At 70.4% G+C, this 21,812-nt stretch carries 9 protein-coding genes; 5 read left to right on the top strand and 4 right to left on the bottom strand.

Features of this window, described 5'->3' with window-relative positions:
* Window positions 1-400: 400 nt before the first annotated feature.
* The 3 genes from ACIQOU_RS20010 to ACIQOU_RS20000 all read right to left on the bottom strand — a co-directional run bounded on the left by ACIQOU_RS20010 (window position 401) and on the right by ACIQOU_RS20000 (window position 8,326).
* On the bottom strand, window positions 401-1,171 hold the full coding sequence (locus tag ACIQOU_RS20010; RefSeq protein WP_401538096.1) for a transposase: 771 nt from the start codon (window positions 1,169-1,171) through the stop codon (window positions 401-403).
* 142 nt (window positions 1,172-1,313) lie between these two features.
* Window positions 1,314-1,520: a hypothetical protein gene (locus tag ACIQOU_RS20005; protein ID WP_401538095.1), complete on the bottom strand. Its 207-nt coding sequence runs from the start codon at window positions 1,518-1,520 to the stop codon at window positions 1,314-1,316.
* Window positions 1,521-1,558: 38 nt separating this feature from the next.
* Complete coding sequence (locus tag ACIQOU_RS20000) at window positions 1,559-8,326, bottom strand: RHS repeat-associated core domain-containing protein (RefSeq protein WP_401538094.1); 6,768 nt, start codon at window positions 8,324-8,326, stop codon at window positions 1,559-1,561.
* Between the two features lie 575 nt (window positions 8,327-8,901).
* Between ACIQOU_RS20000 and ACIQOU_RS19995 the strand changes: the two genes are divergently transcribed.
* Window positions 8,902-13,083: a hypothetical protein gene (locus ACIQOU_RS19995; RefSeq protein ID WP_401538093.1), complete on the top strand. Its 4,182-nt coding sequence runs from the start codon at window positions 8,902-8,904 to the stop codon at window positions 13,081-13,083.
* A gap of 242 nt (window positions 13,084-13,325) precedes the next feature.
* Here the strand turns inward: ACIQOU_RS19995 and ACIQOU_RS19990 are convergent, their stop codons facing one another.
* A complete protein-coding gene (locus tag ACIQOU_RS19990; RefSeq protein WP_401538092.1) occupies window positions 13,326-14,669 on the bottom strand; it encodes a hydrolytic protein in 1,344 nt (447 codons plus the stop codon).
* A 263-nt stretch (window positions 14,670-14,932) separates the two neighbouring features.
* Here ACIQOU_RS19990 and ACIQOU_RS19985 point away from each other — a divergent pair, with 263 nt between their 5' ends.
* From ACIQOU_RS19985 to ACIQOU_RS19970, 4 genes are all read left to right on the top strand, one after another.
* Window positions 14,933-15,592 (top strand): LuxR C-terminal-related transcriptional regulator, encoded by a 660-nt coding sequence (locus tag ACIQOU_RS19985; RefSeq protein ID WP_401538091.1) that lies wholly within the window; start codon window positions 14,933-14,935, stop codon window positions 15,590-15,592.
* A 170-nt stretch (window positions 15,593-15,762) separates the two neighbouring features.
* Window positions 15,763-18,966: a hypothetical protein gene (locus tag ACIQOU_RS19980; RefSeq protein ID WP_401538090.1), complete on the top strand. Its 3,204-nt coding sequence runs from the start codon at window positions 15,763-15,765 to the stop codon at window positions 18,964-18,966.
* On the top strand, window positions 18,963-19,661 hold the full coding sequence (locus tag ACIQOU_RS19975) for a DUF4255 domain-containing protein (RefSeq protein WP_401538089.1): 699 nt from the start codon (window positions 18,963-18,965) through the stop codon (window positions 19,659-19,661). The genes ACIQOU_RS19980 and ACIQOU_RS19975 overlap by 4 nt, the downstream gene beginning before the upstream one ends.
* Complete coding sequence (locus ACIQOU_RS19970; RefSeq protein WP_401538088.1) at window positions 19,658-21,742, top strand: AAA family ATPase; 2,085 nt, start codon at window positions 19,658-19,660, stop codon at window positions 21,740-21,742. Before ACIQOU_RS19975 ends, ACIQOU_RS19970 begins: the two co-directional genes overlap by 4 nt.
* Window positions 21,743-21,812 lie beyond the last annotated feature (70 nt).

Raw genomic sequence — 21,812 nt, 5'->3', positions numbered from 1 at the left:
CCGACTGCTCACGACCGAACGTGTTGTTCGTGCGGGGCGCGTCACAGAGGCGAACGGGCCGAGATCTGTCATCACCCAACGCGGACGGCTCAGGCTCAGTACGCGTTGAGCTCCTCCCGTCCGGCAGAAAGGATATGCATGACTTCTCCGCCCGGAAATCCCAGACTCCAACCCTCCGCAACCCAACCATCGGCTTCGTCGCTCAGGACCGTAAACCTGAACTGAACTCCTCGGTCGGGCAGCAAGTACTGGTTGGTGTTGTCGCCGGCCTCCTGCGCGCGTAAACCCGTTCTTCCCTGGAGCCTTCCCTGCCTCAGCCAAATCATCGACGCTTAGGGCTGTCCCGTAAATGATCTTTGTGTTGTCTCGGGAGGGGGAGGCCGCGGGACGGCCCGCTGGCCTATCCGGCGAGGGCGAGGTTGTGCATCCGGGCGATGCCGAGCATGGCGTGGTGGACGCCGTCGCCTTTGAGACGGCAGTCGCGGAGGATCTTCCAGGTCTTCATGCGGGCGAAGACATGCTCGACACGGGCGCGTACATGTTTGTGGGGCTTGTTGTGTCTCTCTTTCCAGTCCGGGAGTTCGGCCTGCCCGCGCTGTCTGCGGTGAGGGATGACGAGTCCGGTGCCCAGGTAGCCGCCGTCGGCGATCGTGAGGGTCTTGCCGACGGCGGCCTCGGCGCCGGATTCCTCCCACGCCTTGCAGTCGTTGCGGTTCCCGGCCAGCGGTCGGCCGACCACGACGACCAGGCGGGTGTCGGCGTCGATGACGACCTGGTGGTTGGTGGAGTACCGATAGTTCTTCGACCGCTCGGCGATCGTGTGGTCGCGGGTGGGCACCAGGGTGCCGTCGACGATGAGCACGGCGTCCTTGGCGAACCGCTTGCGGGGCTGGAGCGCGAGCATCGGCCCGAGGTGGTCGATGATCCGGTCCGCCGCCGACTTCGACACCCCGAACAGCGGCGCGAGCTGCCGCATGGTGAGGTTCGTGCGCCAGTACGTGGCGACCAGCAACGCCCGGTCCTCCAGCGGAAGGCTCCACGGCCGGCCCTTGCGGACGGCTTCCGCACCCTCGCGTCGCAGCACGGTCACGAGCTTGCCGAACTGCCGCGGGCTCAGCCCGGTGAACGGGGCTATCCAGGACGGCTCCGACGCCGTGATCACACCAGCCACACCAAGATCATCTCACCCGTGACCAGCAGTTACGGGACAGCCCTTAAGCTCCTGGCCACAGCCAGTTGATCACTTGTGTTGCAACGACCCCTGGAATTCGCCCACTGCCGGTGGGGCTTTGCGATCATTTGGCGAATGAATTCTAATTGCTCGCCGCACCCGCTGAAGGGCGCGCTACTTCTTTCGCGTAAGCGATCGTCTCGGTGACCACATCCACATCAGCCTCCCTCGCCATGGGCATCAGATAGAGCCCCTCTGGAGAATCAATACGGATCTCGCATACGCAATCTCCAGTATCCATGGCACGGCATTCAACGTAGCTGGCATCTTCGTGAATGCTGGCCACCATGAAGAGGCGATATCGACGCCCGGAAATCTCCGCAATCCTCACCCGAGGAACCCTTCGAACGTGAGTCCGCCTCCGCGCGTACTCCAGCGTGCACCATAGCTTCCGCTTGGATGCCATATGTCGCGAACAGTTCCCCCATAGTGTGCCGAGGCGGAACCCAGTGTGTCTGTACTACCTGGATTGGTCAGCAACTCAAGGACCATGTCGTCGCCCATTTCCGTACGCTCTGCATCCGACGCGAGGGTCGGGAACTTGCTCGCATGAACCGGCCCTCGACTGGGGTCTGCATGCTTCTGCAACGCCCGTCCCGCATTGCTTTGACCGCGAGCAATCTTACCGGTACGCGTGTCGATTTTGGCCTTCTTGTAAGGCCCAGTCGCCGCCTCAGCCAGCTCGTCAACGGATGCATCTCCGCAATTGTGAACGAGTACCGGAGTCGCCCCCGCCACCACATAGTACGTATGCAGGTTCTCGACGGTGAGGTCGTATGTCGTGCCGTGGTGGTGGAAGTTGTGGACGCTGGTGAGTGTGGCTGTGGTGCCGGTTGCTGTGCGGAGTTTTGTGCCGGGGGTGAGGTTGCGGGCGTCGGTCCAGTGGTGGTGGGTGGCGTCCCAGAAGGGGTGGTGCCAGGTTGTGGTGAGGGTTTCGCGGGTGGGGGGATGGGGTTGATTCCGGTGGGGCGAGGTCGTTTTCAGGGTGAGGGTGGTGAAGTCTTTGTCGGTCTTGGTGACGATGACCCGTTGGACCTGCTCGGGCGCGGTGAGCCCGGTCTGCGGGTCCGTCGCGAGAACGGTGTCGCCGACTTTCAGCTTGCTGATCGGCGTGGAGGTGCCGTCGGAAAGGCGGACCCCCGTATCCGGCGCGAAGCTGTGCACCGCGCAGGATTCGACCGCCTCGGCCCCCGCGCCCTCCGTCTTGCCCGCCTCCGCCAAGAAATGTTCCGCGTCGACGGCATCGTCGGCGATCTTGGCGGCTTCTTCCGCGTCCTTCACGGCGGTGTAGGCGCGGTCCAGCGCGCGCCAGACCTTGAAGGCTTCGACGCCCACTTTGATGGCCTTGAAGGCTTTGCCCCAGGGAACGGCGGTCAGGGCGGTGTTGACGCAGCCCATGACGTCGCCCTTGGTGAAGCAGTTGTAGGCGTCGGTGAGGCCGAGAACGTCCGCGACCAGGCTGAGCAGTTGGTGCTTGAAGCCTGAGATCTGTTTCTTGGCGGCCGCCGCGGCCGCGTCCGCTGTCGCTTTCTGCCGTTCGAGCGCGTGCTGTTCCGCCTGTGCGTTGGCCGTGCTGTTGCTGATGTCGGCCTTGTACTTCTTGGCGTACGACTTGGTGTTGTTGGGGGTGCTGCCCGAGCCGGGGTGGTCGTTCATGGCCCGGTGCATGGAGTCGGAGTCGGTGGGCGTGCCGTTGGTGCAGTAGGCGCAGTTGCGGGTGGGGCAGTCGATGTCGGCGCAGGCTCCGGTGGGGTCGGAGGTGGCGACGGGGGAGTCGTCGGCGTAGTCGTAGGCGTTCCAGGACTGCGGGGAGCCCGAGTCGAGGAGGGGGTCGGGACTGAGGAAGCGGCCGATGGACGGGTCGTACTCGCGGGCGCCGAGGTTGGTCAGGCCGGTGTTGTCGTCCTGGGTGCCGCCGACGTAGCCACGTTGTCCGATCCAGGTTCCGGTCTGGTTCCGTGTCTCGCCGAACGGCTTGTACTGGCGGCGGGTGACCTGCTGGGTCTGCGAGTCGATCGCGAGGGTGCCGGTGCCCAGGCGGTCGGCGACGAGATAGGTGTACGTGCCGTCGGAGGAGTGGGTGGCCACGGTCTGGCCGGCGAGGGAGATGTAGCGGACGCCGTCAGCGCTGGTGGCACCTGCCTTGAGGGTGATCTCCTCGTCGCCGGTGTAGAGCGTGGTGGCGTCCGGGCTGTGCCGGATCAGGAGGCTGCCGTCGGCGTCGTAGAGGTACTTCGTGTCACCGCTGGAACCGGTCGAGGCCAGTTCCGACAGATGGCCCTCGTCGTCGTAGGTGAAGGTGTCTGTTCCCGCACGGGTGGTCCGGGTGCGGACGTCGCCGTCCTCGTCGTACGTGTAGGAGTCGGTGGTGTCGGCGGCCGAGTCGGCGGGCGTCACCTTGTCCACCGCGGACACGGCGTGGGCCGGGCCCTTGCCCGCCGCGAACGGCGTGTACGAGGCCGTCACGTCGCGGGAGGTGTCGCCGGACGGGTCGTGGTCCACCTGGGAGGAACGGGCACCTGTCGCGTCGTAGGTCCACGACTGCCAGTAGGGCGAGGTGCCGCCGACGGTGGTGGAGGCCTTGGGCGCGGGGGTGGCCGCGCAGTCGTCGGTGGCCGTCCAGGCGTCCTTCAGACGTTGCGCCCAGTCGTAGTCGAAGCACTGGGTGTCGGTGGAGCCGGTCTGGAGTCTGTCGGCGATCTTCGTGACGTTGCCGGACGGCTGGTAGCTGTAGCTGGTCTTGTCGGCGATCGCGGCGCCGGACTGGGTGATGGTGGTGGAGTCCGTCAGACGGTGCGTCTGGTCGTCGTAATTGAGGGTCTGCTGCGCGAAGTTGCCCGAGGTGCCGTAGGTGAGCTGGTAGGGCTCGTCGAACTCGGTGTAGCTGAGCTTCTGGACGTACCCCCAGGTGTCGCCCGCGACCGCGGTGGGGCGGTTGTAGGCGTCGTAGGTGTAACCGACCGTCTCCTGCGGCAGTTTGACCGCGGCCGGTACCGCGTCGGTGTACGAGGAGAGCGTGCCGGTGAGGTTGTACCGGTTCTGCGTGGTGTAGGTGCCCTGGAGCGCGCCTTCGGCGGCCGGGACGACGAGTTGGGTGGCCTGGGGCCAGCCGTGGCTGTCGTAGCCGGCCACTTTCTCGGTGTAGGCGGAGCCGCTGGTGCCGCCGACGTAGCGCACGGACGCGGTGGGCTTGCCCTTCTTGAGCGTGTCGTACGTCCAGGCGGCCAGCTCGTTCGTGGTCGACGGCGTGGCGCCACCGGTGATGTCGTACGCGGCCTTCTTGCGGCCCATCTCGTCGTACGCGTAGCCGATGGTCTTGCCGCGGCTGTCGGTCGCGGTCAGCAGCTGGCCGGCGTTGTCGTAGGTGGAGCTGGAGGAACCGGTGTCGGGGTCGGTCTGCGAGGTGCGGCGGCCCAGGAGGTCGTAGCCGCTGCTCCAGGTGTGGCCCTGGCCGTCGTCCTGGCCGGTCTGGTGGCCGGCCGGGTCGTAGGAGTAGGTGACGGAGTCCGCGGCGCCGGTGGCCGTGGTGCCGTGGTAGCGCAGCAGCTTGACCAGCTGACCCCGTGCGTCGGTGTAGGAGGTGGTGGGGGTGGCGCCGTACGGAGTGGTACCGGCGGACGGGGTGACGTCGACGCGGTCGGAACCGGGGTAGGCGGTGGTGGTGCGCCAGGTCTCGGATGCGAAGTGGTAGGCGATCGACGCGGTCGCCCGGCCCGCGCCGTCGTAGAGGGTGCCGGTCTGGGACGGCGTCTGGTTGTCGGCCGCGTCGACCAGCGTGCCGCTGGGCGCCCCGTTGTTGTAGTACGCGTCGGAGGAACTGACCGGCCAGCCGTGCGAGTCGTAGACGGTGTCGGTGATCGTGCGGCCGCCGTCGAGGGTCCCCGTCTGTGTCTCGCGCGGGCGCAGCAGCGCGTCGTAGAGGGAGAGGGAGGTGCGGTAGGTGTTGGTGTCGTCGAGCGTCTGGGTGGTGACGGTGGACGGTGCCGACGGCGAGAGGGTGTAGCTGTACTTGGTGTTGGGGTTGTTGTCGGTGGGGAATCCCGGGTTCCACACCGCGGTCAGGCGGCCCAGCGGGTCGTAGGTGCTCGTGGTGGCGTAGCCGGCGGCGTCGGTGGTCTTCAGGTCGAGGCCGCGGGCCGGGTCCAGCGTGGTCGTGGTGGTGAAGCCGGCCGCCTGGCCGGTGACTTTGGGCCGGGTGACCGAGATGGCGGTCGGGGAGGTGCCGGTCGCGGGGGTGTAGGCGGTGGTCGTGACCCGGCCGTCGGCGTCGGTCTCGGTGAGTTCACGGCCGTAGGAGTCGTAGGTGTTCTTCAACGCCGTCACGTAGTGCGGGGTGCCGTCGGCCGCCACCGAGTCGGCCTTCTGGACCATCGTGACGTCGCCCTTGGTGGGCGTGGCGGTGTTGTCCGTGGAGCCGTCGAAGAAGGACAGGTCGTCGCTGAGCAGGTCCTGGGGGTACTTCGGCGTGGCGGAGCAGGAGACGGCCAGTTCCTGGACCCGGCGGGGCACCGGCAGCAGATGGCCGGCGGCGTCCGTGCTGTACCAGGTGCGGGTGCACTGGTCGTCGGTCGAGGTCGCGACGTCGCCCAGGTCGTCCACGGTCTGCGGCAGGCCGGTGGCGCCGTCGATCGTGTAGTCGATCTCGGTGGTGCGTCGGGTGCCGTCGGCCTTGGTGGTGACGGTGCGCGCCCGTTTGATGTTGGTGCGGTGCGCGATCAGCGGGTCGAGCCCCGCCTTCGTGCGGGACTGGGTGGCTGTCGCCGCCGAGCTCCAGGGGTCGGTGACGCCGTCGGAGAGCAGTGCGCCGCCGTCGCCGTTGTACGAGAGGGCCTCGAAGGTCTGGCCGGCCAGCCAGTCGGAGTCCTTCTGCGGATCGTCGTCGGCCGTGTCGTCGAGCGTGACGCTGCGGGTGCCGGAGGAGGTCTTGTCGCCGTCCATGCCGCGGAAGTACGTCTCCCGGGACAGCGTGATCTTCGCCGGGGCCGTGCCGGTGCGGGTCTCGACCGAGCCGTAGCCGCGCCACTGGTTCCAGGTGCGGTACTTGGCCTGGGTCATCGGGTCGTCGTTGTAGTGCCAGGCCGGATCGCCGACGTAGGTGTAGGACGTCTGGACGGGCAGGCCTCCGGCGGTGGGGTCCTGAGCGGTCACCGAGTTGACGACGAACTTGTTGAACCAGTCGAGCTGCGGGGAGGTCTGGCCCGGCGGAGTCCAGTACTGCGGGTAGCAGCGGTAGGTGTTGGCGTCCGCGCTGGAGGGCAGCACCACGGTGCCTTTGCGGTGGCATTGCGGCGCGGTGTAGTTGACGGTGATGACTTCGCCGGACTCGGTGGTGACGGTGGTCAGCCGGTACCGGGTGATCGGCTGGTAGCCGTCGAGTCCGTCCACGCGGTTGGCCAGCGCCTGACCGGCGAACTTCACCGGCGGCAGGTCCAGGCTGCCGCCGTCCTTGCCGGTGTGCACGATCTGGCTCAGCCACAGCGAGGCAGTGGTGGTGTCCCCGGTCGAGGGGAAGGTGTGGGTCAGCGTCCAGGCGTCGACGTCCTTGTAGGCGGTGCCGACCAGGGTCTGGGTGCGGATTCCGGTCAGGCGTTTGGTGGTGAAGAACGCCGGGCCGTGGTTGGCGCAGGTGCCCGAGGACGCGCAGGTCTGGTCGATGGGGACGTCCGGCCAGTGCGAGGCGTTGGCGGTCGTCATCTTCGAGGTGGCGCAGTCGAAGCCGGAGTCGGCCAGGCAACGCTCCGAGGTGTCGAAGAACACCTGGGCGGCGGCCGGTGCGGTGGTGTCGTAGACCTTGCCGGCCAGCTGACCGTACTGGATCTTGGCGAGATAGCCGCCGCGGGCGTAGCTGGTGGGTGTGGTGGTGTTGTCCCGGCCGTAGTGCCCGGTCTCGGGTGTGTACCAGTAGCTGAGGGCGTTGCCGTGCGGGTCGACGGTGTAGTCGAGGTTCCACCGGTAGCCCTGCTGGCACCAGGAGGTGGCGAACGTCGCCGCGTGGCATGGTTCGCCGGTGTCGTTGCCGTAGACGGGTGTGGTGAACACCGAGTTGGTGGTCGCGTCGCCCGTGGCCCAGCCGGGCAGCCGGTTCCTGCCGAAGTAGTACTGCGTGCCGTCCGCGGTGGTGACGACGAAGTACTCGTTGTCGTTGTCGCCGTTGACCGTGTCGGTCTTGACCTGGATCTTCTCGCCGTTGTCGCCCTGCGGGTGCCAGGTGTCGGAGGTGTCGTCGTGGACGAGGGTGTTGGACGAACCGTTCAGCGACAGGGTGAGGGAGTCGACGTCGTCGGACCAGCACTCGTCGGACGTGCTGGGGGAACCGTTCGCCGTGTCGTCGGAGCAGGAGGCGTAGCTGCGCTCGACGAAGCCGGGTGAGTAGTCCCAGCCGTCGCCGATCCAGGAGGACTGGGCGTTCGTCGAGGAGGTGCGCCCGTCCACGCCCTGTGAGCTGTAGCTCAGGGACACGTTCGGGGTGAGGCTGCCGGGGACGTCGGGCACGGAGATGGGGTACGAGTAGCTGAAGGCACCGGTCGAGCCACCGGCCGACCACTGGCCGGACGGGGCCAGGGAGGTGGCGGCGTAGCTGCCTCCGCCGCCCGAGGCGTCGGCCTCCGCCGCGAGGACCAGGGGCCGTGCCGTGGCCGAGGCGGACAGGGTGACCTGGGCCGAGACCGTCTGGGCCTTGGCATCGTTGTCCGAGACCAGCGGGGTCCGCTGCCTGCACGCGGTGGCCTGCGGGGTGGTCAGGGCGCAGGCCGGCAACTGGACGAGGCGCAGCCGGCCGCCCCAGTCACCGCCGTAGGCGTCCTTGAACGCCGCGTAGTCCAGGGCGACTTGAGCGGTACCGCCGGACGTAGCGCGGTCCGGCCGCACGGTGAGGACGACGCCGTGCACGCCGAGCTTCTGCGCGGCCGTCTGCCCCGGCAGCGTGACGTGGACCCGCGCGCCCGCCTTCGCCCGGCGCGCGCCCTTCGCCGACGCGATGGTCACCGGGGCGCCGGTGGCGTGCGCGGCGGCGGCACCCGGTGCGGGAACGGTCACGTCGGCGGTCGCCTTGGCGGGCCAGGACGTGTGCGCCGCGGCGGCGCTCCAGCGCGCCATGTGCGGAGTCTTCGCGGCCTTGCCCGTGACCGGCGAGACAGGTACCGATTTTTCCTTCTCCGCCGCTACGAGATGGTTCGCACTCTGTCCTGTCGCAACGGCGTCCGTCGGTGCGAGGAATCCCCCGAGCAGGCCGAGCGTAATGACCGGGACAATCCACAGAGCCGGGACCCTGCGTATCCGCATGGTCTTTCTGTAGATCTGCCAACGTGAATTCCGACGCACTCAGGACCCCCCGAATTCGAGCACAGTTGCCGAGGGCTTATTTGATCATTACGCGCACGGTCCTCACAGCCCCTTCACATGGTCAAAAGGTATAGAAATCGCCATGTACGGCCCTTTGTTCGATCAACACCGGAGGGTAAATGGGTCAACTCGCACATGAACGGTGCCAATTGATCAAAGTGTGCCGCAACTGGTTCACCGGGTAGCAAAGTTGTACGCCTCCATGTGTGCGCTCCGGGCGCCGACCTCGCCGTGATGCCTTCGGTGCTCTGTTGCCGATTTGGCCGGTTGGTGGATAACCTCCCTCGCGCCTATAGGCGTTTTCCATTCGGACTCACATGGGGGGACAGATGTCCGACCTATTCCGCCGACGATCCGTCGGCGATTCATTCAGAAGAAGCCCGCGAATACCGGGCCGATTTCTGGTCCTCGCCGCGATCGGCGCGCTCTGTCTGACTCCGCTCACCGCTCCCTCGGCCGCGGCCGACTCCCCGCCCGACTCCCCGCCCGGCTCCGTCACGGACGTCAGCACGGACCAGCCGGACCTGACCCCGGCGCCGTCGGACGGCACGAAACCGCCGGCGCCCACCGGCTCACTGCGTCCGGGTGACAGCGGCGGGCTGACCGCGGCCGAGGAGACGGCACTCGCCGGAGCCCAACGGCAGGCCGCGGCGACGGGCCGGCCGGTCAGGGTCGACGCCCTGACCACCGAGACGGCCACCACGACGGCGAACCCCGCCGGAACCGTCACCTACGACTCCAGCCTGCTGCCGGTACGGGTGCGCAGGGCCCACCGCTGGATTCCGGTCGACGCCACCCTCACCCGCAACTCCGAAGGCACCTGGAGTCCCCGAGCCGCGGCCGAGCCCCTCACCCTCTCCGGCGGCGGCGCCACCCCGCTCGCCACCATGACCAAGGGCAAGGCGTCCCTGGCCCTGTCCTGGCCGCGCGGGCTGCCCACCCCGCGCGTCTCCGGAGCGAGCCTGACCTACCCGGGTGTGCTGCCCGACGTGGACCTGCGGATCACGGCCGACACCCAGGGCGGCTGGTCCGAGGTGTTCGTCGTCAAGAACGCGCAGGCCGCGGCCGACCCCGCGCTCGCCCGGCTCGCCCTGACGACTCGGGCCAAGGGCGTCACCGTCGCCGAAGACGGCCACGGCAACCTGGCCGCGACCACCCCGAACGGCGAGGTGCTCTTCAGCGCCCCGCAGCCGGTGATGTGGGACTCCCGCGCCACCGGCGCCGCGCACACCGCCGCCGGAGCGGGCCCCGCGCCCACGGCCCGGGTCGCCCGGGTCCGGGGGCGCCTGCACGGCCGGACCCTGTCCCTCGTGCCCGACGCCGGGCTGCTCGGTGACCCGCACACCCGGTTCCCGGTCTACATCGACCCGACATGGAACCCGCACTACGCCAGCGGCTCCGAGCAGCACTATGTCGAGACCCAACAGGGCTGCCCCACCGCGAAGAACTACGACTCCACCCAGTACGGCGACCCCGGCGTCGGATACAACAGCTGGACCGGGTGCATCGGCGCGGAGCGTTCCTACTTCCAACTGGCCGTGCCCGCCGGCATCGCCGGTGCCCACATCGTCTCGGCCACGGTGAACGCCAAGGAGAACTACTCCGCCAGTTGCAGCCTCTCCTCCGACGTGTCCCTCTACTGGTCCGGCGCGATCAGCTCCGCGACCACCTGGAACCGGAAACCGGCACTGACCGGGAAGCTGGCCACCAAGAACTTCGGCCCGGCCTGCACAAGTGAACCGTCGGGCGGCTTCCCGGTGACCTCCACGATCGCCAAGGGCGCCGCCGCGCACTGGAAGAGCTGGACGTTCGCCCTGGTCAACAGCCACACCGGCAGCGGTGACGGCGACTACTTCAAGCGGTTCGACAACAACCCCTCCCTGTCCATCACCTACAACCACGTGCCCGACAAGCCCGGCACCCTGGCGACCAAGGTCGGCTCCACCTCGCTGGGCTGCGGCACCGCCGCCCCCTATCCGATCGTCGGCAAGACCCTGGCCACCACCCCGCCCACGCTCACTGCCACCGTCAGCGACACCGACAAGGACGCCCTGGCCGCCACATACGCGTACTGGGTCGGCAGCGGTACGGCCACCACGGCCACCAGCGCGACCGTCGCCAGCGGCGCCAAGGCCCCCAAGCAACTGCCGTCGTCGTTCATGAGCGGGCTGGCCGACGGCAGCGTGGTCAGCTGGAAGGCCACCTCCAGTGACGGTGAGGACACCTCGGCCACCTCGGCGACCTGCCACTTCACCGTCGACCTGCACAGCCCCGCGCAGCCGACCATCACCTCCGCCGACCACCTCTACGAGGAGGACTCCGCGGGCGTCACCGCCGCCGGCACCCCAGGGAAATTCACCGTCTCCGTGGACCCGGGCACCAGCGGCAACAACGCGGCCACGTTCCTCTACGGCCTGGACGCCGCCCCGCCGACCTCCCACACCCCGGCCGCGCAGACCGCGACGGCGAGCAACAACGCCGCGACGCTCACCGTGACCCCGGTGGCCCCCGGCACGCACACGCTCTACGTCTACGCCGTCGATGCGGCGGGCAACGTCTCCTCCCCGCAGCAGTACGAGTTCACCGCGCTGGGACATGCCACGAAGACATACGCCGACCTGTCGGCCGCGTTCGACAACACCGCCGTCACCGACGACAGCAAGCGCGCCACGGGCGACGCCGACGGAGTGGGCGCCACCCTTTCCCTCCAGGACCTCAAGGCGGCCGGCTGGCAGCCGGGCGGCAAGATCACCGTGGACGGCGCCACCTTCACCCTGCCCGACTTCGGTGCCACCGGGGGCGACAACGTGCTGGCCGCCAACCAGACCATCCAGATGAACGGCGCAACCGGCCAGGCCCTCGTCCTCCTCGGCTTCTCCACCTACGGTTTCGTCGGCTCCGCGCACCAGCAGACGGACGTCACCAGTCCGGTCGTCCCGGACAACACCAACACCTCGGCCACCAATTGCAGCCTGGGCAACGGCACTTACGAGGACTGCGTCACCCCGCAGGGGTCTCTCACCTACGGCGACGGAACCTCGCAGCACTACTACATGACCATGCCCGACTGGGTGTACGGATCGGACTCCCTGGCCGCCGTCACCCTGCCGCACCGCAACACCCCGAGCGCGCAGGAGACCCGGAGCGCCAACATCTACGCCTTCGCGGTGCCTCTCAAGACCGGTGCGACCCTCAGTTCGGTGACGCTGCCCGACCTGGCCGCCGCCGCCCGTCAGTACGTGCCGGGCATGCACATCATCGGCATGTCCGTCCGTGACACCGCCACCGCCGCAGGCGGTGCCGCGTGGAGCGGCAGTTGGACCGCCCCCACGGAGGAGCGGTTCCAGTTCTCCGGCATGGGCGCCTTCGGCGACCAGACCATCCGGACGGTCACCCAGACCAGCGTCGGCGGCGACACCGTCCGGTTGCGGCTGTCCAACGCGCTGGGCACCGACCCGCTGACCCTCGACCACGTCACCGTCGCCCCGTACGGCAACGGCGCGACAACCGCCGCCACGCCCCTCGATGTGTCCTTCGGCGGCAGTGGATCGGTGGTGATCCCCGAGGGCGGTGAGATATACAGCGACCCGATCCCGATCAGCCGGGCTGCCGGCACCTCGCTGACGACCAGCATGCATCTGGTCAACAAGGTGACCTACCTGGTCATGCATCCCTGGGCGGCGACCGACACCCTCAGCTACGTCAGCGCCGTCGGCAGTGGCGACCACACCGCCGACACCGCCGACACCGCGTTCAAGGCGACAGGCTCCACCTCCGGCCACTTCTCCGACATCCTCACCGAGGTGGACGTCAGCACCTCGGACCATCGGCCGGGGGTGTCCGTGCTCGGCGACGGCCTCGTCAACACCCGTACTGCGGGCAACACGGCGGGCTACAACACCGCGCGCTTCAACCAGGTGCTGTCCTACCGGCTGCGTACCAACGCCGACGGCATCCCGGTCTACGGCGTCGTGGCCTCCGGCATCGAGAACAACTATCTCGGCGCGGACCAGGGCGCGGGCGCCGGTGGCCGTGCGGCCGTCACCCGCCTCGACCGGGACGTGCTGTCGGTGCCGGGCATCCGTACCGTCGTGATCACCCAAGGTCTGGAGGACATCGTCGCGGGCCACGACGATGTCGACGTCGACAACGCCCTCGGTCTGCTCCGCGACCAGTTGAGGGGCTGGGGCATCAAGGTCGTCCTCACGACCCTGACCCCCTGCGACGGCTACAGCGCCTGCACGGCCGCGGTCGACCAGAACCGGATCGACACCAACACCTGGATCACCGACCAGTCCGACCTCACCTCGCCGACCGTGAGCACCATGGACGCGGAGTCACTCGTGTCCGTCCCGGACGCGGCCAGCACGGCCGACCCGCAGGCGCTGCGGCTGGGCAACGACACGGCGCCGGCCGACTTCGACTCCGGTGACCACGTCAACCTCACCTCGGACGGCTACCTCGCCCTCGGCAACGCCTACGACCTGGCCGCCCTCGGCCCGGACGCGTAGCGCAGCGGCCCCTGCCCGGATGTGCCGCACGGATCGTGAGGCACACCGGACAGGGGCCGCTGTCCGTCGGACGGTCCCCCGCCCCCCCCAAATAAGGCGACCCCGTGGGGGTTTGGTGGTGTCTGTGGGGGCGGGGGCTGGTTTTCGGACCGGGGGTGGCTGTTTCCGGACTGATTTGGTCTAGATCTTTGCAGTTGTATCCGTCATCGATCGACAATCGCTCGCATGTACAGATTTCAACATCATTGGTCGGTGGTGCTGAGCACGCCGCTCACGTTGAGAACCTCGTGGCAGCCCGCCGCCTGACGTCCGGTGGCCGGGGTGCCCGGCTTGTCGCAGGTCACCGTGATGGAGACGGTCTCGCCCTCGGGGATCTTGATGGGGGTCACCCAGTGGTAGTCCTGATTGCGGAAGGTCTCCATCCCGATGGTGGTGATCTTCCGGTCGCCGAAGTTGATGGTCAGCACCCCCTCATCACCCTGGAAGTTGGCGATGACGATGTCCGTGACACCGAAGACGCTGTTCTTGGGGACCGTGTAGGTGCCGGTCTTGGTCTGACCGGTGGTCGCCTGGACGTCGATGGTCTGCGAACTCTGGCCGCTGCTCCCCCCGCCCGAGGTACCGCCGCTGCCACCGCCACCGGTGCCGCCGCCCGTCGCACCGCTGCCCGCACCCGCCGAGGGGCTCGCGCCGCCCGCGCCGCCGGACGCACCGCCGCTGCCGCCACCCGGTGTCTGCTGTCCGCCGGTGGTGGGGCGGGCCTGGATCGCCTCGTCGGCCGCGTCCTTGGCCGCGCTGCGCACCGCGGGGCGGACCAGCGCGAACCACGCGATCAGCAGCGCCAGCAGGATCGCGAGCAGCGCCAGCAGCCACTTGGGGAAGATCGGGATCTGCACGAACTCGGCGTCCAGCGGCGCCTGGACGCCGTGGTCGTAGGGGGCCGGCTGCTCGTCCTGGTCCCGGTCGTCGGCGGTGTCGACGGTGAACGGCCACACCTTCTGGGCGCCGAACCACACCGGCTTGCCGGTGCGGACACGCAAGCCCACCTCGGCCGACTCGCCGGGCTCCAGCTTCGGCTTGGCCGGGTTGAAGGCGAACGCCAGTTCCTCGCCCGCCTGCCCCGCCGTGAAGCCCAGCTGCGCCGGGGTGTTGCCCTGGTTCTGGACCGCCAGCCGGTACCGCCCGCGCAGCCAGCCGCGTCGCCGGCGCGGGGCCAGCTCGGTGCGCAGCTCGCGGAACTCCCCGATGTGCACGGTCGTTTCGGGCACCCGCACCGACTCGGGGTGCTCGGCGGGCAGCACCCGCACGGCGAGCGGCATCTCACCGGCCCGGATCTCCGGCGAGCGCGGCGGCTCCAGACGGATCGTCACGGTTTCGGACGTGTGCGGGTAGAGGGAGACGCGCGCGGGTACGACCGTGGTCCAGGGGGCGCAGTCACCGACGACTTCCAGGCTGTACGCCTCGACGATGTCGCTGTCGTTGCGGACGGTGAGGCTGGTCGTGGCGGTGTCGCCCGGCGTCACTGTCACGGCCGGGATGTCGAGGCCGGGCGCACCGGGGCCCGGAGAGGCTGCGGAAGGTGTCACGCCCTCACCGTAGAAGCGCCCGCGGGCATGTCACGAGGAAGGCGAGGGCAAGATCCGGGCAGTCGCAATGCCCTGACAGTCACAGGTAACTCCCGTGCCGACAACGGTCGTTCGTGTCCCCCGTCGCCTCCCTGACCGCCACGCCCCGCCTGCTGAGCCTTCCGACCGACGCCTCCCGACCGACGCCCCGCGGCGTCCGTCACCTCCCAGTACCCCGCCTTCCCGTGCCCGCACCCACGAATTCACGAAACAGGTAGAACCCCATGTCCAGTGCACAGGAGAAGAGCCTGCCAGGTCACCGGAGCCGGGTGACCCTGGCCGTGTACGCCGCCGATCCGATCCTGCGGATAGGCGTCGTGCACCAACTGCGTCAACGGCCCGAGGTCGATCTGCTCGACGACGCCGACGCCGAACGGGCGATGGTGTCGCTGGTGGTCGTGGACGCCGTCGACGACGACGTGACCGCTTTACTCGACCGGCTGCGGCTCAACACCGTCACCCGCACCGGCCTGGTGGTCGGTGACCTCGGCGCCGGTGCGCTGCAACGCGTCATCGAGTGCGGTGTCTCGGCCGTGCTGCGGCGCTCCGAGGGCGACCAGGACCAGTTGCTCCAGCTGGTCCTGGCGATCGCCAACGGCGAGGGCGTCCTCCCCGGTGACCTGCTCGGCAGGCTGCTCAGCCACGTCAGCGGGTTGCAGCGCTCGCCGCTCGATCCCCGGGGCATGTCGCTGTCGACCCTCACCACGCGCGAGGCGGACATGCTGCGGCTGGTGTCGGAGGGCCTGGACACCGCGGAGATCGCCCGCAAGACCGCGTACTCGGAACGGACCGTCAAGAACGTGCTGCACGAGATCATCACGCGGCTCGAACTGCGCAACCGGGCCCACGCGGTGGGCTACGCGCTGCGCAACGGGCTGATCTGACACCGGCGTCGACGCCGTACGGGAAAGCCGCGGTGCCCGAAAGCGCACCGCGCGCTTCCCCCGGGTACGGCTCCGCCGCCCTGCCGTACCGGACCCGGCCCGGGCAGGGTGGCGGAGGCGCTCCGGATGGGTACGTCGGGCCGCCGCACCGGAATGTGAAGGGGACCGTCATGGGAACGGCTGGCCCCGGCGGCCGCTACCGCCTGGGGAGACTCGGGACGTCGTTGCTGCTGCTGATCCCGCTGCTGGGGGTGAGTGCGGCTGCCGGACAGGGCAGCGCGGTGTCCGCGCCCCGGGCCGCCGACGCGGCCGAGACCCGCGTCGCGTACGCGGGCACCCGGCACCGCAGCCTCGGCACGGTCGCCTCCGACACCTCCAGCACCCCGCTGTTCGGCGCGGGCCCGGCCCACTACGACATCCAGCCGGACGCCCTCGGCAGCCAGCTGGTCTTCGCCAGCCGCCGGGACGAGAAGGACCCGCAGATCTATCTGCGCGCGGCGGACGGTTCGGTACGCCGGCTGACCAGCGGTCTGGACGCGGCGCACCCCCGGCTCACCCCGGACGGGCAGAGCGTGGTGTTCGACGCGGCCGCGTCCGGCGCCACCGAGCGCGACCTGTACCGGGTGGGCACCGACGGCACCGGACTGACCCGGCTCACCGACACCGCGGCCGACGAGGAGTACCCGACCGTTTCCCCGGACGGGCAACGGCTGGCGTACAGCAGTGACAGCGACCCGCTGGCCGGGACACAGCTCTATGTGCGGCCGTTGGCCGGAGGTACCGCCACCCGGATCACCGCCCCGGCGTACGGCACCGCCACCGAGCCGGTGTGGAACCCGGTGAACGACGACGCGCACCGCGAGCTGATCGCGTACACCCTCACCACCACCGAGAACGGCGGAAGCGTCTCCCGGCTGCGGGAGATCACCGCGTCCGGCACCGGTTACACGTCGCTGCTCACGGGCGACTACGTCGCGTGGCGCGGGCATCAGGCGGCCTGGCTGCCCGACGGCGACGGGGTGCTGTTCGTGAGCCCCGAGGAGACGTGTTCCTGCCAGAACACCTGGGACCATGTGTTCCGCACGACCGCCGGTTCCGGCCAGGAACCGACGCTGGTCCTGAACGAGGACCGGGAGCTGGCCTGGCCGACCTGGCTGGGGCCGCTCGACACCGGCGGCCCGGTGGTGGAGCGCACCTCGGCGGCCACCCCGCAGACGGTGACCCTCCAGGACGCCCGCATGGACGGCTCCGACCCCAGAGACCTGGGCCTGACGATCCTCGACGAGGACCCGGCCGCCGACACCAACACCGATCCCACCAAGGACCCGCTGTTCCAGCCCACGGCCGGCAAGGACCCGTGGACCGAGCGGCAGAACTACACGCCCGACGGCCGCAGGATCGTCGTCACCCGCTTCGAGACCGTCGACGGTCAGCGCGTCGAGCGGATCTGGATCGCGAACGCCGACGGCACCGACCCGCAGCTGATGCCGCTCGCCGGGCGGGCCGCGACGGACTGGGACACCGACCCGACGTTCTCCCCGGACGGCAAGTACCTGGCGTTCACGCGGAGTTCGCCGGGCGGCGTCGGGGACGCGGCGGGGCCCAGCCGCATCCTCATCGCGGACGCGTCGACCGGCGCGATCACCGGGCAGATCACCCCGCCGGACGGACAGCAGCAGGGCCAGGACGCCCAGCCCACCTGGTCCTCCGACGGCACCACCCTGGCGTTCACCCGCAACCAGGTCATCGACGGCACCGGCGGCAACAAGCACATCTGGACCGTGCCCGTGGACCACCTGGACCAGCAGCGTGACCTGAGCGCCACCATCTGCCCGGGCGACTGCCAGGTCATCGACGACAGCCCGGCGTTCTCCCCGGACGGACTCAGCATCGCCTTCAACCGCAAGAGCGGCGGCGGCGCCGTCGACGAGCGGGACGGCATCCTGCGCACCTCCCTGTCCGGCGCCGACTGTCAGGTGCTGCTGCCCGCGGCGGCCCGCAACACCGCCGACGGGTGCCGCACGCAGCTGCCCGACACCTCACTCACCGGGCCCTTCCAGCCCCGGGACGCCGCGTGGACGGCCGACGGGACGGGGCTGGTGTTCAGCTCCCGTGCCGAAGTCGCCGTCAACAGCCCTGAGAAACTGCGCCTGTTGGACATTGCGTCCGGCGATGTCACGCCGCTCACCTCGGAGTTGCCTGGCCGTCAGAAGGAGCCCAGCGTCCAGCAGTCGGTGGACCTCGCGGTGACCGCGCCGGGCACCGTCCCCGACCTCACCGTGGGCAAAACGACCACCCTCACGGTCGACGTCGTCAACAACGGGCCCGCCGCCTCGCCCGGCACCGTGCTCACCGCGGCCCCGCCGACCGGCGTGCGCATCACCGGGCTCAGCTACCCCGGCGGCACCTGTGACGCCGCCTCCCTCCAGTGCGACGTCGGCGTGGTGCCGCCCGGCAGCACCGTCCCGGTCACCGTCACCCTCACCGGGGTCACCCCCGGGGACGCGCCGATCGACTGGTCGGTCACGGGCACCGTTCTCGACCCGCAGCCCAGCGACAACACCGGCCGCACGGTCGTCCCGGTCGTCGCGGAACCCCCGTCGAGCCCGACCCCCACACCGACGACAGCGCCCCCGACGACCGCCCCTCCCACCACCACGCCTCCCACGACCGCGCCCCCGACCACCACCCCGCCGACCACCACCCCGCCCACCCCGGGCGAGCCCGACGCCGGGCCCGGACTGAAGCTCACCGCGCAGCCCAACCCCGGCTATGTCGGCGGCCGGGTCGTGGTGACGTACACCGTGCGCAACGGGCGCAACGCGCTGGCGACCGGGCTGAGACTCCGCATCGGCCTGCCCAACGGCATCCCCAACAGCGGACCGCCGGCCGGCTGCGACACCAACTGGGTGTGCGCGCTGCCCGACCTCGACCAGGGCGCCTCCACCGTCGTCCGGGTCGTCCTCAGCCCCGACAAGGCGCTCACCGCCCAGCTCACCGGCACGCTCACCACCACCGGCACGGACGCCGACCAGAGCGACAACACCGCCCGCCAGCGCCTGCGCATCCTCCAGCCCCGGATCGTCGCGGTCCCGGCCATCGGCAAGCCCGGCTTCGTCACCTCGGTACGCGGCAAGGACTTCCCGCCCGGCGTGCCCGTCCGGTTCACCTGGAAACCCGGGATCACCGCGGCCGCCGCGCCCACCGTCCCGCTGTCGAACGGCACCTTCATCGGGCAGCTCCTCATTCTCGCCAAGGACGAGACCGGACCCCGCATCATCACCGCCCGGGGTCCCGGATTCTCCCCGGTGACGACCGACTTCCTGGTGGTCACCGGCAGCATCCAGCCGCCGGACGAGGTGACCCGCCGATGATCCACGAGGTCGACGAGGGGCTGCGGCGGCTGCTCGCGGAATCCGGTCTGGAGGCGTCGGGCATCGACGTCGCCTTCGACGCCCCCAGCCGGGAGTGGGCCGCGCGCCGCAGCGCGCCGACGGTCTGCGTCTTCCTGTTCGACATCCGCGAGGACGCCGTCCGCCGGGGCAGCGGCGCCGGAGAGGTCTACGACGAGGAAGGCCACCTGGTGGCGCGGCGCTCCCCGCCCCGCTGGTTCGAGCTGACGTACCTGGTCACGGCGTGGGCGAGCCGCCCGCAGGACGAACACCGGCTGCTGTCCCAGGTGCTCGCCACCCTCGTCAACACCGACACCCTGCCCGCCCGCCTGCTCACCGGCACCCTCGCCGAACTCGGCCTGACCGTCGGCGTCGACACCGCCGGGAGCCAGGACAACACCCCCGCCGTCTCCGACGTGTGGTCGGCCCTGGACGGCGAGCTGAAGGCGTCCTTCTCGGTCCGGGTCCGCGCCCCCCTGGCCGGGCTCACCAAGGCCGCCGCGCCGCCCGTCACCGAAGGGCTCGTCATCCGCTCCACCGACCGCACCGCAGACCCCGAACAAGGACGCAGGCTGCGCTACACGGAGACCAGCGACCCAGGCCCGCACGGCTACGCGGGCCCCCGGGAACGCCCCGCACCTGCCCGACGCCGCCGCCGGGGGGACCGCCAGCCGTGAGCCACCCCGCCGAAGTGATCGACGCGGCCGCCGACACCGTTGTCGAACAGGACGACCTGTGGGTGCGGCTGCGGGCCGTGGAGGAGCGGGTGCGGCGCGCGGTGGCCGTGCGGCGCGCCGCCGACCCGGACCCCGACGACCCGTACCGGGGGCAGTACCTCGCCCCCGACGCGGTGGACCGGCTCCTCGACGGACCCGCCCAGGACCCGGCGGGGCGGACGCCCTGGCAGCCGGTCGCCGGGTCCGTCCTCGGCACGCTCGCCGCCCGGTTCGACCTGTCCGACCTGGACCTCGACCTGCTCCTGGTCGCCCTCGCCCCGGACCTCGACGCCCGCTTCGAACGGCTCTACGGCTATCTCAACGACGATCTGACGCGCCGTCGGCCCACGGTCGGGCTCGCCCTCGAACTGTGCGGGCTCACCCGGGCGACCTCCGCCCGGTTCCGGCTCGCCCCCGGGGCACCGCTCATCGCGGGCGGCCTGCTGGAGGTCACCGAGCCCGAACGGCCGCCGCTGTCCCGGGTGTTGGTGGTGCCCGACCGGGTCACCGGGCACCTCCTGGGCAGCACGCGGCCCGACCCCCGGCTCGCCGGGCTGCTCGGCGAGGTGCGCGCGGACCCGACCGCCGAAGACGCCGACGTACGCCGGGCCGCGCTCGCCGCCGCCACCGGCCTGGTCCAGCTCCGCAGCCGGGGCGGCGACGCCGAGGGCCTGGCCGTCGCCGCACTGGACGCCGTCGGACGGCGCCCGCTCGTCCTGGACGCGGCGGCGCTCGCCCGGCGCCCCGCCGACGTTCCCGACCTCGCCCGGGTCGCCGCGTTCGAGGCCCGGCTGACCGGCGCCGGGGTCGTCCTCGGCCCGCTGGACGCGCTGCCGGGCCAACCCGCCGAACGGGCCCGGGTGTTGGGCGCGTTGTGCACCGCCCTGCGCGGCATCCCGCTGTTCACGCACGGCACCCTCGGCTGGGACCCGGCGTGGGCCGCCGACACCCCGGTCGTGCTGACCGTGCCCGCGCCCTCGCCCGCCCGGCAGGCGGCGCGCTGGCGGCACGCCCTCGACCTCGCCGCCGGGGACGGCTCCCCGGTCGGTGACGCCGACCAGCTGGCCCGCGCGGTCGCCGCCCACCGCCTCGACGCCGGGCAGCTGCGCCGGGCCGCCGACGTGGCCGTGCGCACCGCCCGCCTCGCCGACCGGCCCGTGCACCCCGACGACCTGCGCACCGCCGTCCGCGCCCAGAACGGCGCCGGACTCGACCGGCTCGCCCGCCGCATCGAACCCGGCGTCGGCTGGGACGACCTGGTGCTGCCGCCCACCACCCACCGGCGGCTGCGCGAACTCGCCCTCCGCGCCCGCCACCGCGAACAGGTCCTCGGACAGTGGGGGATGCGGCCGGGCGGCGGCCGGGGACGCGGCGTGATCGCCCTGTTCGCCGGGGAGTCGGGCACCGGCAAGACGATGTCCGCCGAGGTCGTCGCCGCCGACCTGGGCATGGACCTGTACGTGGTCGACCTGTCGACGGTCGTCGACAAGTACGTGGGGGAGACCGAGAAGAACCTCGAACGGATCTTCACCGAGGCCTCCGCCGTCAACGCCGTGCTGCTCTTCGACGAGGCCGACGCCATCTTCGGCAAGCGCTCCGAGGTCAAGAGCGCCCACGACCGGCACGCCAACATCGAGTCGGCGTACCTGCTCCAGCGCATGGAGTCGTTCGACGGCATCGCGGTGCTGACCACCAACCTGCGGGCCAACCTCGACGAGGCGTTCACCCGCCGCCTCGACGTCGTCGCGGACTTCCCGGTGCCGGACGCGGGCCACCGCCTCGCCCTGTGGGAACGCTGCCTCGGCGACCGGCTGCCCCGGGCCGCCGACCTCGATCTCGCGTTCTGCGCCGACCACTTCGAGCTGGCCGGCGGCTCCATCCGGGCCTGCGCGGTGACCGCCGCCTACCTCGCGGCGGAGACCGGCGAGCCCCTCACCATGCGGCAACTGGTGACAGCGGTCGCCCAGGAGTACCGCAAGCTCGGACGGCTGGTCCTGGAGGGCGAGTTCGGCCCCTACCTCGCGGACGCCCACGGCGCCTGACGTCAACGGCGCCTGACGTCAACGGCGCCCGCGGCCACCGCCGTTGAGCCGGTGGCCGCGGGCGCCGCGT

This window comes from Streptomyces sp. NPDC091279 (assembly GCF_044757465.1).
In the GTDB taxonomy this organism is placed as follows: domain Bacteria; phylum Actinomycetota; class Actinomycetes; order Streptomycetales; family Streptomycetaceae; genus Streptomyces.
Note: the sequence above shows the minus strand (reverse complement) of the source record. Positions and strands in the feature narration are given on the sequence as shown.

Coding starts and splice junctions, on each gene's coding strand:
- ACIQOU_RS20005 (WP_401538095.1), bottom strand. CDS start 1,520: ATGGTGGCCAGCATTCACGAAGATGCCAGCTACGTTGAATGCCGTGCC.
- ACIQOU_RS20000 (WP_401538094.1), bottom strand. CDS start 8,326: ATGGCGCGCTGGAGCGCCGCCGCGGCGCACACGTCCTGGCCCGCCAAG.
- ACIQOU_RS19995 (WP_401538093.1), top strand. CDS start 8,902: ATGTCCGACCTATTCCGCCGACGATCCGTCGGCGATTCATTCAGAAGA.
- ACIQOU_RS19985 (WP_401538091.1), top strand. CDS start 14,933: ATGTCCAGTGCACAGGAGAAGAGCCTGCCAGGTCACCGGAGCCGGGTG.
- ACIQOU_RS19980 (WP_401538090.1), top strand. CDS start 15,763: ATGGGAACGGCTGGCCCCGGCGGCCGCTACCGCCTGGGGAGACTCGGG.
- ACIQOU_RS19975 (WP_401538089.1), top strand. CDS start 18,963: ATGATCCACGAGGTCGACGAGGGGCTGCGGCGGCTGCTCGCGGAATCC.